This is a genomic window from Thermomicrobiales bacterium (assembly GCA_023954495.1).
GTDB lineage: Bacteria > Chloroflexota > Chloroflexia > Thermomicrobiales > CFX8 > JAMLIA01.
This window is the reverse complement of the sequence record JAMLIA010000025.1, coordinates 27,337-42,262: the sequence shown is the minus strand read 5'-3', so window position 1 is coordinate 42,262 and position 14,926 is coordinate 27,337. Positions and strand designations below refer to the sequence as shown.

The following is a 14,926-nucleotide window of genomic DNA, read 5'->3' as shown; positions in this document are numbered from 1 at the left end:
CAGGGGGGTGAGGGCCGTCTACGCGTACCGAATTCTCGCCCCAAGCTTCTGGAAGCGGCCGACGATGTCTTCGTAGCCGCGGCGGACGTGCTGGATTTCGTGGACGCGAGTCTCACCTTCGGCGACGAGGCCGGCGAGGATGAGGCAGGCACCGGAGCGGATGTCGAGCGCCTGGACATCGGTGCCGCACAATCGCGACGGGCCGATAAAGCGTGCTTCCTGCGAATTCACCGGCTCAATGTCCGCGCCCATCTTCTGCAGTTCAGAGACGTAGCGCAGGCGATCGTTGAAGACACGTTCGTTGATCCGGCTGGTGCCTTCGGCCTGCGTCAGCAACACAGCGAACGCAGCCTGCAGGTCAGTCGGGAAGCCGGGGAACGGCAGCGCCTGAATCTCCAGCGACTCCAGCGCACGTCCGGCACGGACCATCATCGAGTTGTCGCTCCACCAGACCTCGGCTCCAGCTTCGCGCAGCTTGTAGGTCAGCGGCTGCATGTCGTGCTCGTTCACGCGTTCGAGAATGATCTCGCCGCCGGTCACGACGCCGCCGATCGCGAAGGTCCCAGCCTCCAGCCGGTCGGGGAGGATCGACGTGTGGAATCCGCGCAAGCGCTCGACGCCCTTGACCTTGATGTAGGGCGTGCCAAGTCCGCTGATCTTCGCGCCCATCTCGCGCAGCGCGTTGCCGAGCGCGACGATCTCCGGCTCCGATGCCGCGTTGGTGATCGTCGTCTCGCCGCGTGCCAGCGTCGCCGCCATCAGCAGGTTTTCGGTACCGGTATGACTAGGATAGTCCATGTAGAGGTCCGCGCCTTCGAGACGCGGGGCGGTCATCTTGTAGTGGTTGTCGCCGACAAAGACCTTCGCACCCATGCGCTTGAAGCCACGCACATCAACGTCGACCGGTCGGCTGCCGAGCTTGCAGCCACCCGGGGCCGGCGTCTCCATCTCGCCAGTGCGCGCGAGCACCGGGCCGGAGACGAGGAATGATGCACGCATGCGCTCGACGAGCTCAGCCGGCGCGCTGCGCTGCTCAATCTCGCGCGCGTGAATACGGACACGGTGATTCGCGGTGTCGAGGTCGACCTCCGCGCCAAGGTGGCGCAAGAGCTCGACCATGACGAAGATGTCTTCGAGGATCGGCAGGTTTTCGAGAACGCAGGGCTCATCGGTCAGCAACGCCGCCGCCATCATCGGCAGCGCAGCATTCTTCGCTCCACCTACCCGGATGCGGCCCTTGAGCGGGATGCCTCCGTTGGTGACGATTACGCGGGCGGTGTCGTCAGCGGAAACAGTCGTTCCGCGAGTGGTCGATAGCGTCACGTGGAGGCTCCTCTGGGTCGATCATGTCCGCGGCACATGCCACCCTGAGTTTACGGGTTGTCGCTCACGTTTGTCGCCCCGGGTCGTGCCCGGCCATGCTGGCGACGCTGGGCAACACGAAGGCGAACCGCCGCCCGCTGCAGTGACTGCTCGGCGCGTGACAAGTCAAGCGCCTCACCACGCTGGGCCAGCCGTGCCTCGGCACGCTGCCGTGCTGTCTCGGCGCGCTGCATGTCGATCTCAACTACACGCTCTGCCGAGTCGGCCAGGACAATGACGCGATTATTGAGCACCTCAAGGAACCCGCCAAAGACAACGAGTGATTCCTCGCTCGCGCCCTGCTTGACGCGCATCTCGCCTGCGGAGAGTAGCGAGAAGAGCGGAGCATGCTTCGGCAGAATACCGAGCTGTCCTTCTGCGCCCGGTGCGACGACCATGTCGACGCCCTCGGCCTCGTAGACGACGCGTTCGCCGGTAACGATCTCAACGCTCAGCTTTTCCGGCCTTGCCATGCAACCTCCCCGTCAGGGACGAGGGACGGAGGTGATGGATGCGGTTCGCACCCGGCCCCGTCCCTCATTCATTGGCTCTTGATCTAGCCCTCTGCCGCCATGCGCTCGGCCTTCTCGACCGCTTCCTCAATCGGGCCAACCATGTAGAACGCCTGCTCCGGCAGGGAGTCGTGGCGGCCTTCGAGGATCTCGGTGAAGCCGCGCACGGTGTCTTCGCGGGTGACGTACTTGCCGGACTGGCCGGTGAACGCCTCAGCCACGAACATCGGCTGCGACAGGAAGCGCTGGATGCGGCGGGCGCGGGCGACGGTCTGCTTGTCCTCGTCGCTCAGTTCCTCGATACCGAGGATGGCGATGATGTCCTGCAGGTCGCGGTAGCGCTGGAGCACACGCTGCACCTCACGGGCGACGCGGTAGTGCTCTTCACCGACGATCAGCGGATCGAGAATTCGCGAGGTCGACGCCAGCGGGTCGACGGCCGGGAACAGACCCTGCTCGGCGATCGCGCGCTCAAGCGAGACGGTCGCGTCGAGGTGAGCGAAGGCCGTTGCCGGGGCCGGGTCGGTGTAGTCGTCGGCCGGAACGTAGACCGCCTGCACGGATGTAATCGAGCCCTTGCGGGTCGAGGTAATCCGCTCCTGCAACTGGCCCATCTCGGTTGCCAGTGTCGGCTGATAACCCACGGCGCTCGGCATACGTCCGAGCAGCGAGGACACCTCGGAGCCGGCCTGCACGAAGCGGAAGATGTTGTCGATGAAAAGCAGGACGTCGCGGCCCTCGTCGCGGAAGTACTCCGCCATCGTCAGACCGGAGAGCGCCACGCGCAGACGCGCGCCTGGCGGCTCGTTCATCTGGCCGAAGACCATGGCCGTCTTGTCGATAACCCCGGACTCCTGCATCTCGCCATAGAGCTGCGTGCCCTCGCGGGTGCGCTCGCCGACGCCGCAGAAGACCGAATAGCCACCGTGCTCGGCGGCGATGTTGCGGATCAGCTCCATGATGACGACGGTCTTACCGACGCCAGCGCCGCCGAAGACGCCGGTCTTGCCACCCTTGGTAAACGGGGCGATCAGGTCGACGACCTTCATGCCGGTCTCAAACGGCTCAACCGAGGTCGATTGATCGACGAAGTCCGGGGCCGGGCGATGGATGCTGTTGGTCAGTGTAAGGTCGACATCCGGGTTGCCGTCCACCGGCTCACCAACGACGTTGAAGATGCGACCCAGCGTCGATTGGCCGACCGGCACGCGGATCGAGCTGCCGATATCGACCGCCTTCGAGCCACGGCGCAGGCCGTCGGTCGATGACATCGCCACGCAGCGGACCCAGTCATTGCCGAGGTGCTGCTGTGCCTCAAGCGTCAGCGTGTTGCCACCGGGCATATCAACCTCGATGGCGTTGTAGATCTCCGGAAGATGATCTGGCGGAAACTCAACGTCGACGACGGCGCCCTGGACCTGGACGACCTCACCCGTTGCTCCGCGTACGGCTGTCGTTGCCACTCGTTATCTCCTGCCTGCCTGCATTGAATCCGGGATGCCGATCCGCACTCCGCTCGAACGTCCCACTATGACCCGAGTGCCGCGGCACCCGCCGCGATCTCGGAAACCTCGCGCGTAATCGCCGCCTGACGGGCCTTGTTGAGGGACAGCGTCAGCTCGTCGATGAAATCGCGTGCGTTGTCTGTTGCCGCACGCATGGCAACCATGCGTGCCGAGTGCTCGCTGGCCAGCGACTCCAGCATCGCCTGATAGACCTGCACCTCAACGTAACGCGGGAGCAGGGCCTCAAGGACCGTCCGGGGATCCGGCTCAAAGATGAAATCTGCGGTGGCCTGATCAGCCGGGATATCCTCGGGTGGCTCGATTGGCAGCAATTGCAGCGTCTCGGGCCGCTGGGTCAACGTGTTCACGAACTTCGAATAGATGAGATAGACCGCGTCCAGCTCACCCTTGTTGAACGCTTCGGTCGCGACGCCAATGATCGGGCGCAGCGAATCGAGCGATGGGTTGTCGCCGAGTTGTGTGAACTCGGCAACGACGTTCTGATCGGTTCGGGCAAAGAAGTCGCGGCCCTTGCGCCCGACCGTCACGAGATCGGCCGGATGCCCGGACTCCTGCAGGAAGTGAACCGCGTGCCGGATGATGTGCGTGTTGAACGCGCCGGCCTGACCGCGGTCGGCAGTCACGATGATGACGCCGACACGGTTGATCGGGCGCTGCTCAAGCAGCGGGAATTGCGACACATCGACCGACTCACCGGCCACGGCAAGCCCGGCGATGATCGTGCGCAGGCGCTCGGCGTACGGCCGTGCCGCGCGCACCCGCTCCTGGGCGCGACGCATCTTCGCCGCCGAAACCATCTCCAGCGCGCGGGTGATCTGCGCTGTGTTTCGGACTGAGCGAATACGCCGCCGAATCTCTCGTGGGCTCGCCATCGTGTCTCCTTCAGTGTGCGGCCAGCAACCCGCGGCCGGCCTGCCCGATCGCTAGATCGTCACTTCAAGCTGGTCGGCCGAGACGGTCTTGGCGAACTCCTCGGCCGCAGAACGCAGCTGCGCTGTCAGATCGTCATCCAGCGCCTGCTTCTCCTTGATGGAGGGCAGGATGCCCGTACCGCTGTTGCGCAGGTATTCCAGATACTGGCGCTCCCACGAGCGCACGCGATCGACCGGCACGTCGTCAACGAAGCCGTTGGTTGTGGCCCAGATCAGCGCGACCTGCTCCTCAACCGGCATCGGCTGGTACTGTGGCTGCTTCAGCGCCTCGGTCAGCCGCATACCGCGGTCGATCTGGCGCTTCGTCGCCGGGTCGAGGTCCGAGGCCATCTGCGCGAACGCGGCCAGCGAACGGAACTGCGCGAGCTCCAGCCGGAGCGAACCGGCCACCTGGCGCATCGCGCGGATCTGCGCCGAGCCACCGACGCGTGAGACGGAGATGCCGACGTTCAGCGCCGGGCGAACGCCAGCGTAGAACAGGTCGGACTCCAGGAAGATCTGGCCGTCGGTAATCGAGATGACGTTCGTCGGGATGTAGGCCGACACGTCGTTTGCCTGCGTCTCGATGATCGGCAGCGACGTCAGCGAGCCACCACCGCGCTCCTCGTTCAGGCGCGCCGAGCGCTCCAGGAGGCGCGAGTGCAGGTAGAAGACGTCGCCCGGGTAGGCTTCGCGGCCCGGCGGGCGGCGCATCAGCAGCGATACCTGGCGATAGGCCCAGGCGTGCTTGGAGAGGTCGTCATAGACGATCAGGGCGTCGCCGCCCGACTCCATGATCTCCTCGCCCATCGCGGTGCCGGAGTAGGGCGACAGGTACTGCAGTGGGGCCGGCTCGGAGGCCGACGCGGCCACAACGATCGTGTGATCCATCGCGCCGTAGCGCTCAAGAGTCGCCACAATCTGGGCGACCTGGCCCTGGCGCTGTCCGATAGCGACGTAGATGCAGATGACGCCGCTGTCCTTCTGATTGATGATGGTGTCGATTGCCAGCGCCGTCTTGCCGGTCTGGCGGTCGCCGATGATCAGCTCACGCTGACCCCGACCGATCGGGATCATGGCGTCGATCGCCTTGATACCGGTCTGCAGCGCCGTGTCGACGTTCTGCCGGGCGACCACACCGGGAGCGATGCGCTCCATCGGTCTGAACTTGTCGGTCTGGATTGGGCCCTTGCCGTCAATCGGCTCGCCGAGCGCGTTGACCACGCGGCCAACCAGCGCCGGACCAACCGGGACCTCTGCGATACGACCGGTCGAGCGAACTTCGTCGCCCTCTTCAATGCCAGTGTACTCGCCGAGGATGATGACGCCGACCGAATCCTCCTGCAGGTTGAACGCCATACCGATGACGCCCTGCTTGGTGAACTCAACCAGCTCGTTGGCCATAACATCGCTCAGGCCATGGACGGACGCGATACCGTCACCAACCTCGACGACGTTGCCAACGTTGGTCACCGTCATCCCGGCCTCGAATGACTGGATCTGATCCTTGATAATGTCGCGAATCTCGGTGGCGCGTACCGCCATATCGGCCTCCTGCTCCCGCACGACCCGTCCGCGCGGTGTCGTTTTCGTCCTGCTCTGCTAACCGAGCCTCACGCCGCCTCAGCGCGCGAGTTGTGCTCGCATCTGCTGCAACTGTGCCGCGACGCTCGCGTCAATCAGCCGATCGCCAATGCGCGCAATCAACCCGCCGATCAGGTCAGGGTCGGTTGTCGCCCGCAGCTCTATCTCTTTGCCAACAATCTGCTGGAGCTGCGCCCTCACCTGCTCGCGCTCCGCCGCGGTCAGCTCGACTGCGGTGGTGACGTCGGCAATCGCGATCCCCCGTGCATCGAGGATGAGATCCCCATACACGTCGAGCAACTCCGGAAGGGCGCTAAACCGGCGTCGTTGGACAAGCAGATAGGCCAGGTTGCGCGCGTACTGCTGCGTCTCGTTCGGCAGTAGTCGATCGATCGCAGCGCGCTTGGCCTGTTCTGGAACGTTCGGGCTCGTGAGAAACTCCCCGACCACGCGATCGCTCGCCGCATTGGCCAGCGTCGTCAGGTCGGCAAGCCACTGCTCCTGCGTTCCATTCTCGGTCGCCAGGTCGAACACGGCCTGGGCGTACCGCTTGGCTACTCCACGAATCGCCATTTAGAAGCCCCCTCTCCGGTGCCGGTGCAACCAGCTCTCGCTAGTCATCCGTCACCGGCGAGCTACCATTGCTGCCAGTACCACCGGCTTCGGCCAGGGCTTCATCGATCAGCCGCGACTGCGCATCGCGATCGATGTTGGCCCGGACGATCTTCGAAGCCGCCATAACAGCGAGATCGCCAACCTCGCGCCGCAGATCAGCACGCGCCTGCACCGTCTCGGCAGCAATTGCCTCGCGCGCCTTCTCGATCAACTCGTCGGCCTGAACCTGCGCCTGCTCCTTCGAGCGAGCGATGTTCTGATCGCTCACCTCGCGAGCGCGGGAGATCAGCGTCTGCGCCTCGCGGCGCGCTTCCGCCATGATCTCCTCATTCTGGGCGCGGGACTTCTGGAGTTCTTCTTCCATCCGCTGGGCAGCTTCGATGCTCTCGCGAATGCGCTCCTGGCGCTTGTCAAGCATGCCGGTAATCGGCCCCAGCGCGAACTTCCAGAACAGCCAGACGAAGATGAGGAAGGCCAGGATCTGGACGAGCAGATTTGCCCCGTTAATACCTAGTGCGCCCATGAGTCCTCTCGACCTGTATCCCGTCGATCTGCCGACGCGAGGGAGATACCCCAAACCGCCCGACCCATTCGTCGTGCGGCGCGCCGGCTCGCCAGCGTTTCGCTCTGGCGGAGAGGGGAGGCTGAGCCACCCCCTCCGGCCTACGTGCCGCCGACGAACGCCGGCAGGCCACGTTCGGTACTAGAGCACGAACGCAATGATGATCGCGATAACGAAGGCGTAAATCGCGACAGCCTCGGCCAGACCGGCACCGATGATCATCGTTGTGCGGATATCGCCGGCTGCCTCAGGATTGCGACCCAGCGCCTCGAGGGCCTTGCCAACGGCGACACCAATACCGATGCCCGGGCCGATTGCACCAATGCCGATCGCGAGCGCCGCGCCAATTGCCTTCGCGGCGTCAACACCATCCGGTCCGGTCAAACCACTGAACATGCTGTAGCTCTCCTTCTCGCCGGAAGGGCCAGCCCCCCGACCCGGCTCTGCCAATCGATTGGAGTCACCCCACTCGGGGCTCCCCTACGCCCAATAACCCCTTGGGCCGGTTGGCCCGCAGACCCACATGTAATGGAGAGAGCGCCCTCTCTCTGCCGACTAATCTCCCCCGCTTGTGGCGGGTGCCGACGCGTGATACGGCTCTTCACCAGGCTCGTGCGCGTGCCCATGCTCATCGCCACCCCCTGTCGCCAGCGCGATATACGCCAGTGTCAGCAGCGAGAAGATAAGCGCCTGAATGAAGCCAAAGAGAACCTCGAAAAGCAGGAACACGGTCGGCAAGCCGAACATGATGACCGTCAGCCACTTCGTCTTTTCGAGGATTGCGGTAGACATCGCGATCATGATCCCGATGAGCACCTCGCCGGCAAAGATGTTGCCGAAGAGTCGGAACGAGAGCGAGATTATGCGCGAGAGCTCTGACATGACTTCGATCGGGAACATGAACGGCGGATCGGCCATGTGCTTGATGCGACCCCCGACGCCGTGCGCCGCGATGCCGGCGACCTGGACCGAGACGAACGCGATCAGCGCCATCGCCAGGGTCATGTTCAGGTCAGCGTTCGGTGCGCGCAGCAGCGGCGGAGCCGGTTCGTGCTCGGCCTCATCCGTTGCCGACGAAACGACAACGTCGCTACCGGGATGGCCAGCCGAGGCGACGATCGCCGTCGTCTCGCTGCTTTCCTCCCAGCCGCACAGGCTCTTGCACTGAATCGTGCCAACGCCCGGAATCAGGCCGGAGTAATTCGCCAGAATAATGAAGATGAACAGCGAGCCGATGAGCGGGAAGATGCGGCGTCCGACCTGACGGCCGGCTGCGCCTTCAACCACGCTGAGCAGGAATTCGGTCACCATCTCGAAGAGGCTCTGGGCACGACTCGGAACCAGCGTCGCTTTTCGCGCGATCATCGCACCGATGATGATGATGAGGGCCATGACGATGACCATTTGGAGGAAGGAGTTGGTGATGTTGAGCGTACCGAGCGGTCCGAGGTCAAACGACCAGAGCGACTCCGCTTTTACCGAGATGTGGACTTCCACTCAATGTCCCCCTCCGCGCGGCCCCACGCATCACCGGCGCGACCGCGAGCCTGAATCCCCCTGCGACCGAGAGTCTGTCTTCTTCAGCCGCACGCGACCCCGGTTCGGGTCACTGAGCATGGCCAACTCATACAGTGCGTATCCGGCCGCCCCAAGGCCGAGAACAATCCCGGTGAGTGTGAAGATTGGCTTCGTGTCAAGCCAACCATCTAGCAGGACGCCACCCACGATACACAGCAAGAGACTGCCTACGACGGTGAATCCTAGCCCTGAGGCTGCGCCGATCGCTTGCCAGTCTCTTTTAGTCTTCGGGTCCAGCGGGTTTTCCACTATGGCCCCCGCCCCTCACACTCCGTGCAGTGTATCACAATCTACCGTCCGCCAAAACCGCAAACATCAATCGTGGATGGCCTGCGCGGCCCGCGAATCGCTGCGCTCAATCGGCAACGGGCGCTGGTCCCCCTCACGGAGAATCTTCGTTGCCGCGCTGATGAAATCACGAAAGAGTGGGTGCGGTCGAGTCGGGCGCGACTTCAGCTCCGGATGGAACTGCACGCCGACGAACCACGGGTGATCGATGAGCTCCATGATCTCGGCCAGGCGGCCATCCGGCGACTCGCCGGAGACGATCAGGCCACCCTCAGCGAGGGCATCACGGTAGGCATTGTTGATCTCATAGCGATGGCGATGGCGCTCATTCACCAGCTCGCTGCCATATGCTGCTGCGGCGCGTGTGCCCGGCACGAGCTTGCACGGCCAGGTACCCAGCCGCATCGTGCCACCCATCTCGACATCCTTCTGGTCCGGCATCAGGTCTATCACCGGATTATGTGTGCCGGGGTCGATCTCGGTCGAGTTCGCATCTGCGAGACCCAGCACATTGCGGGCGACATCAATCGCCGCCATGTGCAGGCCGTAGCACAGGCCGAGGTAGGGCACGTTCTGCTCGCGTGCATAGCGAGCGGCGAGCACCTTGCCTTCGATACCGCGTGCGCCGAACCCGCCCGGCACGACAATGCCGCAGGCGTGGCTCAGCTGCTGACGCATCTCGTCCTCGGTCAGGAGCTCCGAGTTCACCCAGGTGATGTCGACCGCGACGTCGTTCGCCAGTCCGGCGTGGGTGAGTGCTTCGGAAACGCTCATATAGGCATCGTGCAGCTCGACATACTTGCCGACCAGCGCGATCTCCAGGCGGCGACGCGGTGTCTTGATGTGCTCGACCAGCTCGGTCCACTCGCGCAGATCCGGCTCGTCCGGCCAGGAAAAGTGCTGCGCCAGGTAGCCACCCAGCCCGGCATCCTCCAGCAGCAGCGGTACTTCGTAGATCGTCTCAGCTGTCTGCAGCGGAATGACCGCGTCCTCGTCGACATCGCAGAAGAGCGCGACCTTGGCGACGACTTCCTGCGTCACCTCACTATCGGAGCGCAGCACGATGACATCCGGCTGGATGCCGGCAGCGCGCAGCTCGCGCACCGAGTGCTGGGTCGGCTTCGTCTTCGTCTCGCCGGTCGCGCCGACCTGTGGCAGCAGCGTCACATGAATGTAGAGAACGTTGCGGCGGCCCTCGTCCTTGCGCATCTGGCGGATCGCCTCAAGGAACGGCTGCGACTCGATATCGCCGACCGTCCCGCCGACCTCAACGATGACGACATCTGGCTGATGCTCGTCGGCCAGACGGTGGATGCGGTCCTTAATCTCGTTGGTGATATGCGGAATGACCTGAATCGTCCCACCGAGGTAGTCGCCGCGGCGCTCCTTGGCGATGACAGATGAGTACACCTGACCGGTCGTGATGTTCGATCCGCGTGAGACGTTCTCATCGGTAAGCGCTCGTAGTGGCCCAGGTCCAGATCGGTCTCGGCACCGTCTCAGTGACGAACACCCTCGCCGTGCTGATACGGCGACATCGTGCCAGGATCGACGTTGAGATACGGATCGAGCTTCATGATGGCGACACTGAGGCCACGGGCCTTCAACGTTGATCGGCCAATCGATGCAGTCGAGGATGCCCTTACCGACCGACGACACCACACCACCTGTGACGAAAATGAACTTGGGCACTGCTCTGGTCCTCCGCCCAGACCGCCCCAGCACGCCGCGACCCACCGCGCAGCGTTCGCTGGTAGCTCCTCGACCCCCACAACCAAACACGAGCCCGCACTCGCCAGCTCGGCGACTGCGGGGCCTTACCACGACGTACATCCGCCAGACCACGCGCAAGAGGCGCGCCGCCGGGCGCTACAGACTCAGAATGACCACCTCGGGTGACTCGCCGAGATCGCTCCCCCGAACAACCAGCTTGTCGCGCGGGGTTGCCTCGGTGACGCCCATCTCGGTCAGGAATCGCTCCAGCGGCTCGCGCTCTGCATCACCATTCGCCATGCGGTATTGCATGGGAATGATGATCTTGGCGTCCAGCGAGCTAATAACTTCCACTGCCTGCTTCGCATCCAGCACCGGGCCACCCCCGACGGGCACGATCACGATATCGGCGGCGCTGAACTTCTCGGCCTCGTCCTCTTCGAGCAGATGCCCGAGATCGCCGAGATGCAGCACAACAAGATCCTCAACCTCAAAGAGGTAGGCCGTGTTGCGACCGCGTTCTTCGCCCTTTTTGTCATCGTGATAGGTACGGATTCCGGTGATGAAGACGTCGTTCATCTCGTACTCACCGGGGCCGTCGACGATCTTCGGCTCGTTCGAGACGATCTCGACCGCCGTGTGACCGGGGTGCGCGTGCGAGAAGGTGACGATGTCGACCTTCTGCTTCTCGACCTTGTAGCCGAAAGAGCGCGGGACCGGGTCGGTCAGGATAGTCGCATCACGCGACTTTAAACGGAAACAGGCGTGGCCAAACCACTTGATCTCAGCCATCGTCCCCCAACTTGCCAGGACGCATTTCGAGTGTTCAGGTGGGCCATGCCGATGTTTTCGGGGTGCCTAGACGAGCATATCACACCCTGTCCGGACAGGCTATTGTGCCTCTCCGATCGATCGTTCGGGCCCCTGCTGCGGTGCCGTCTGGGCAACGGGCAGCAGCGTCGTCTCAGTACCGCAGCGTCTCGTTCACGGCACATCAACGTCTTCTGCGTCATCATCCATCTCGCCATACAAGCGATCCAGCACAGGGCGGATGACGTCCCAGCCGTAGCCGCGACGACCGAGGAAGGCGGCGAGGCGGCGGCGCTGGGTTGGCTCGTCGAGCGCGGCGAGGCGCGGTTGGCGCTTGCGCGCGAGGGCGAGTGCGGCGTCTTCCTCGCCCAGGTCGACTTCGGCCAGCACGTCGCCGGTGACATTGCGATCGACACCCTTGGCACGCAGTTCGGCCTCCAGCGCACGGCGACCGCGCGGCGAATGCTCGGTGCGATTCTCGACCCAGAATTCGGCGAAGGCGCGGTCGTCCAGATAGTTCCAACCGCGCAGCCGCTCGATTGCGATGTCGATAGCGCCCGGATCGAACTTGCGACGCCGCAGCCGGTCACGCACCTCGCGCTCCGAGCGCGGTCGGTAGGCAACGAAGACGAGCGCCGCCTCGACGGCGCGCTCCGCCTCGGCTAACGCGGCCAGCTCACGGACGGCCGCGTCGTCAAGCTCAACGCCGCGTTGCAGACCGCGCTGCAGCGCGACGATCGCCGGCAGCGCAAGGGCGAACGTTCCTTCAATAAAGATGCTCACTCGCTCCGGGTCGCGTTGAGTCGGCGTGACCTGCGTGATCGTGCCGGGCTGGATCTCGCGGGGCTCTTGCGCTTGTCGTTGCTGGCTTGTCGGGCGTCGACGCATGGCAGCCATCCAGAGTAGAACGTATGTCCTGATTCTACTACAGACGGATCGGGCACTGAGATCAGGCAACGGCAAAGCATTGCTAGAATTGAGCATCTCCCAGGGGACATGCGGCAGTTCCCCGTCGAAACCCTCGTGCGCGAACGTGTTCGGATGCCACTGAGTGAGCGCGTCATCCTACAGGTTGCCAACGTCGCGGTCATCGACGATCGGGCGTACCGCCGAGTTGGGCACAATTCGGGACTTCATCCTGACCAATCCCGCGCGCATGATCACGCTGACCGGTCTGGGAGGCTGTGGCAAAACGCATCTGGCGCTGGCGACGGCGCGGACGCTGGCGGCCGAATTTAGTGACGGCATCTGGCTCGTCGAGCTGGCCGCCATCACCGACGAGGCGCTGCTCGAAACGTTTGTGGTCGCAGCGCTGGGCATCCTGCCGGCCCGCGATGTCTCCGCGTTCGAGACGCTCGCCAGCTTTCTGCGCCCGCGCTCGGCGCTGCTCGTCCTCGACAACTGCGAGCACCTGATCGATTCCTGCGCGCGATTGTCCGATCAACTGCTGGCAACCTGCCCGACACTGCGCATCATGGCAACCAGTCGTGAGCCGCTCCGCATCGCCGGAGAGCGGCAGGTTCGCATACAGCCGTTGCCACTGCCAACCGAAACGGTCGCGGACATGGAGGGCATCGCCCGCTCACCTGCTGTCCAGCTGTTTGTCGAGCGCGCTCAGGATGTGGCGGCGGATTTTGCGCTCGGGCCGCAGAACGCGACGACGATCGCGGCCATTTGCGAGCGACTGGCCGGCATCCCGATGGCAATTGAGCTGGCGGCTGCGCGCTGCCAGGTGCTGACCGTCGAGCAGATCCTCAGTCGGCTCGACGACGGCCTCCGCCTGCTAACCGGCGGCAATCGAACCGCGCAGGACCGCCAGCAAACACTGCAGGCGACACTCGACTGGAGCTACGCGCTCCTTTCGCCACCGGAGCAGGTTGTCTTTCAGCGCCTGTCCGTCTTCACCGGCGGCTGCGACATTCAGGCCGCCGAGGCGATCGCGAGCGGCACCCACCCGGACACGGGGCACGCCGCCATCTCACCCGACGATGTCCTGCACATCCTGAGTCAGCTCGTGGACAAGTCGCTGATCATCGTCGATCGCGATGGCCCGGTGGCCTGGTACCGCATGCTGGAGCCAGTGCGGCAGTACAGCGCCTGGCGGTTGGCAACGAGCACCGAAGCTGAGGCGATCCGGGCGCAGCACGCGCGCTACTTCGGCGACCTCGCCCGCGAAGCCGAGCCGCACCTGTCCGGTCCGGAGCAACGCGACTGGCTCGCCAGGCTGGAGCGCGAAGCCGACAATCTGCGCGCGGCGCTGCGCTGGGCCGCGGACCATGATCCCACCGCTGCGCTGCAGCAGTTCGTCGTTGCGCTGTTCCCCTTCTGGGAGGCGCACGATCATCTGACCGAAGGCCAGTACTGGCTGACGCTTGCGCTGCAGGCGACCAACGGAGACCGCAGCACCGCTGGGCTGCAACATCGCGCCCGCGCGCTCCACGCTGCCGGCCGCCTCGCCCACCAGCAGCGCGCATTGGCCAGCGCCGAGGAGTTCCATACGCAGGCCCTCGCGCTCTTCCGCGAGCTGGACGATCGACGCGGCATCGCCATCGCGCTGAGCGAGCTGGCGATGGAAGCACGCATTACCAGACGGCTGGACCGCTCATCCGACCTCGCCGAGCAGAGCCTGACGCTCAGCCGCGAGATCGGCGATCCGGACGCGACCGCCTACGCGCTCCTCGAAGCCGGCATTACCTGGAAGGATCGCGGCGACTTCGATCGAGCCAGCCAGTATCTCGAAGAATGCCTGGCGATGTATCGCGAGCAGGGCAATACGCGCTTCATCGCCATTGCGCAGACGATGCTCGGCATGGTCAATCTGGATTCCGGCAATCTGTCAGGTGCAAATGAGCGCCTGTGCGAAGCACTCTCCCTTCATTACTCTGTCAGCAATCGCTGGTTCGTCATTTACGACCTGCAGCTGCTGGCGGCCGTCGCCAACACATCGGGAGAGCCGCGCCGCGCCGCGCAGCTCCTCGGCCTCGCTCGTGGACTGGGCGCCACGCTTCAGGAGGTCATCGAGCCGATCGGTCCCGTCGGAACCGAGGCGGAGATCGCCAGCGCACGAGAACGGCTCGGCAAGGACCAGTTCGAGAAAGCCTGGGCTGACGGACAGGCAATGACCATCGAGCAGGTCATCGAGGGATTCACCGCGCAACCAGACGCAACGGCGAACAGCAAGCGGGTGAGCGATACGCCAACGTCAACGCTCACGCCTCGTGAGCGCGAGGTCGCCGAGCTGCTCACCCGCGGCTTTCGCGACCGCGAGATTGCCGAGGCACTGCACATCGCAACCGCGACCGTCGGCGTCCACGTCCACCGCATCCTCGCCAAGCTCGACGTCCGCTCGCGCTGGCAGGTGGCGGATGCGCTGGCGGCCATGAACGACGTCCCCGATAGCTCACCTCCGATCGACGCCCATCACTAACGCATATTGAGATTCTGTACAAAGGCGAGCTGCATCAG

12 protein-coding genes and 1 pseudogene are annotated in these 14,926 nt (G+C 64.3%); 1 reads left to right on the top strand and 12 read right to left on the bottom strand.

All coding sequences use genetic code 11. The features are described from left to right. Positions 1-18 precede the first annotated feature (18 nt). From murA to M9890_06980, 12 genes and pseudogenes are all read right to left on the bottom strand, one after another. Positions 19-1,323: a UDP-N-acetylglucosamine 1-carboxyvinyltransferase gene (gene murA / locus M9890_07035; GenBank protein MCO5176709.1), complete on the bottom strand. Its 1,305-nt coding sequence runs from the start codon at positions 1,321-1,323 to the stop codon at positions 19-21. Between the two features lie 50 nt (positions 1,324-1,373). Beyond that, entirely contained in the window at positions 1,374-1,835 is a 462-nt protein-coding gene (locus M9890_07030; protein MCO5176708.1) for a F0F1 ATP synthase subunit epsilon, read from the bottom strand. Between the two features lie 83 nt (positions 1,836-1,918). Next, on the bottom strand, positions 1,919-3,337 hold the full coding sequence (gene atpD, locus M9890_07025; GenBank protein ID MCO5176707.1) for a F0F1 ATP synthase subunit beta: 1,419 nt from the start codon (positions 3,335-3,337) through the stop codon (positions 1,919-1,921). 65 nt (positions 3,338-3,402) lie between these two features. Next, positions 3,403-4,272, bottom strand: a complete 870-nt coding sequence (atpG, locus tag M9890_07020) for an ATP synthase F1 subunit gamma (GenBank protein MCO5176706.1) — start codon at positions 4,270-4,272, stop codon at positions 3,403-3,405. 51 nt (positions 4,273-4,323) lie between these two features. Further along, the gene (atpA, locus tag M9890_07015) at positions 4,324-5,856 is read right to left on the bottom strand and encodes a F0F1 ATP synthase subunit alpha (GenBank protein ID MCO5176705.1); all 1,533 of its coding nucleotides are present in this window, start codon (positions 5,854-5,856) and stop codon (positions 4,324-4,326) included. A 78-nt stretch (positions 5,857-5,934) separates the two neighbouring features. Next, complete coding sequence (gene atpH / locus M9890_07010) at positions 5,935-6,468, bottom strand: ATP synthase F1 subunit delta (GenBank protein MCO5176704.1); 534 nt, start codon at positions 6,466-6,468, stop codon at positions 5,935-5,937. A gap of 40 nt (positions 6,469-6,508) precedes the next feature. Then, positions 6,509-7,033, bottom strand: a complete 525-nt coding sequence (atpF, locus tag M9890_07005; protein MCO5176703.1) for a F0F1 ATP synthase subunit B — start codon at positions 7,031-7,033, stop codon at positions 6,509-6,511. A 180-nt stretch (positions 7,034-7,213) separates the two neighbouring features. Further along, positions 7,214-7,468 carry an ATP synthase F0 subunit C gene (atpE, locus tag M9890_07000; GenBank protein ID MCO5176702.1) on the bottom strand — a complete coding sequence of 85 codons (255 nt, stop codon included), beginning with the start codon at positions 7,466-7,468 and terminating at the stop codon, positions 7,214-7,216. 159 nt (positions 7,469-7,627) lie between these two features. Continuing rightward, positions 7,628-8,569: a F0F1 ATP synthase subunit A gene (gene atpB, locus M9890_06995; GenBank protein MCO5176701.1), complete on the bottom strand. Its 942-nt coding sequence runs from the start codon at positions 8,567-8,569 to the stop codon at positions 7,628-7,630. A 396-nt stretch (positions 8,570-8,965) separates the two neighbouring features. Beyond that, positions 8,966-10,630, bottom strand: a pseudogene (locus M9890_06990) (CTP synthase). Positions 10,631-10,807: 177 nt separating this feature from the next. Then, entirely contained in the window at positions 10,808-11,443 is a 636-nt protein-coding gene (locus tag M9890_06985; protein MCO5176700.1) for an MBL fold metallo-hydrolase, read from the bottom strand. Between the two features lie 192 nt (positions 11,444-11,635). Further along, positions 11,636-12,349: a RecX family transcriptional regulator gene (locus M9890_06980; protein MCO5176699.1), complete on the bottom strand. Its 714-nt coding sequence runs from the start codon at positions 12,347-12,349 to the stop codon at positions 11,636-11,638. A gap of 163 nt (positions 12,350-12,512) precedes the next feature. On the opposite strand from M9890_06980, the gene M9890_06975 reads away from it, so the two are divergent. After that, positions 12,513-14,888, top strand: a complete 2,376-nt coding sequence (locus M9890_06975) for a LuxR C-terminal-related transcriptional regulator (GenBank protein ID MCO5176698.1) — start codon at positions 12,513-12,515, stop codon at positions 14,886-14,888. Positions 14,889-14,926 lie beyond the last annotated feature (38 nt).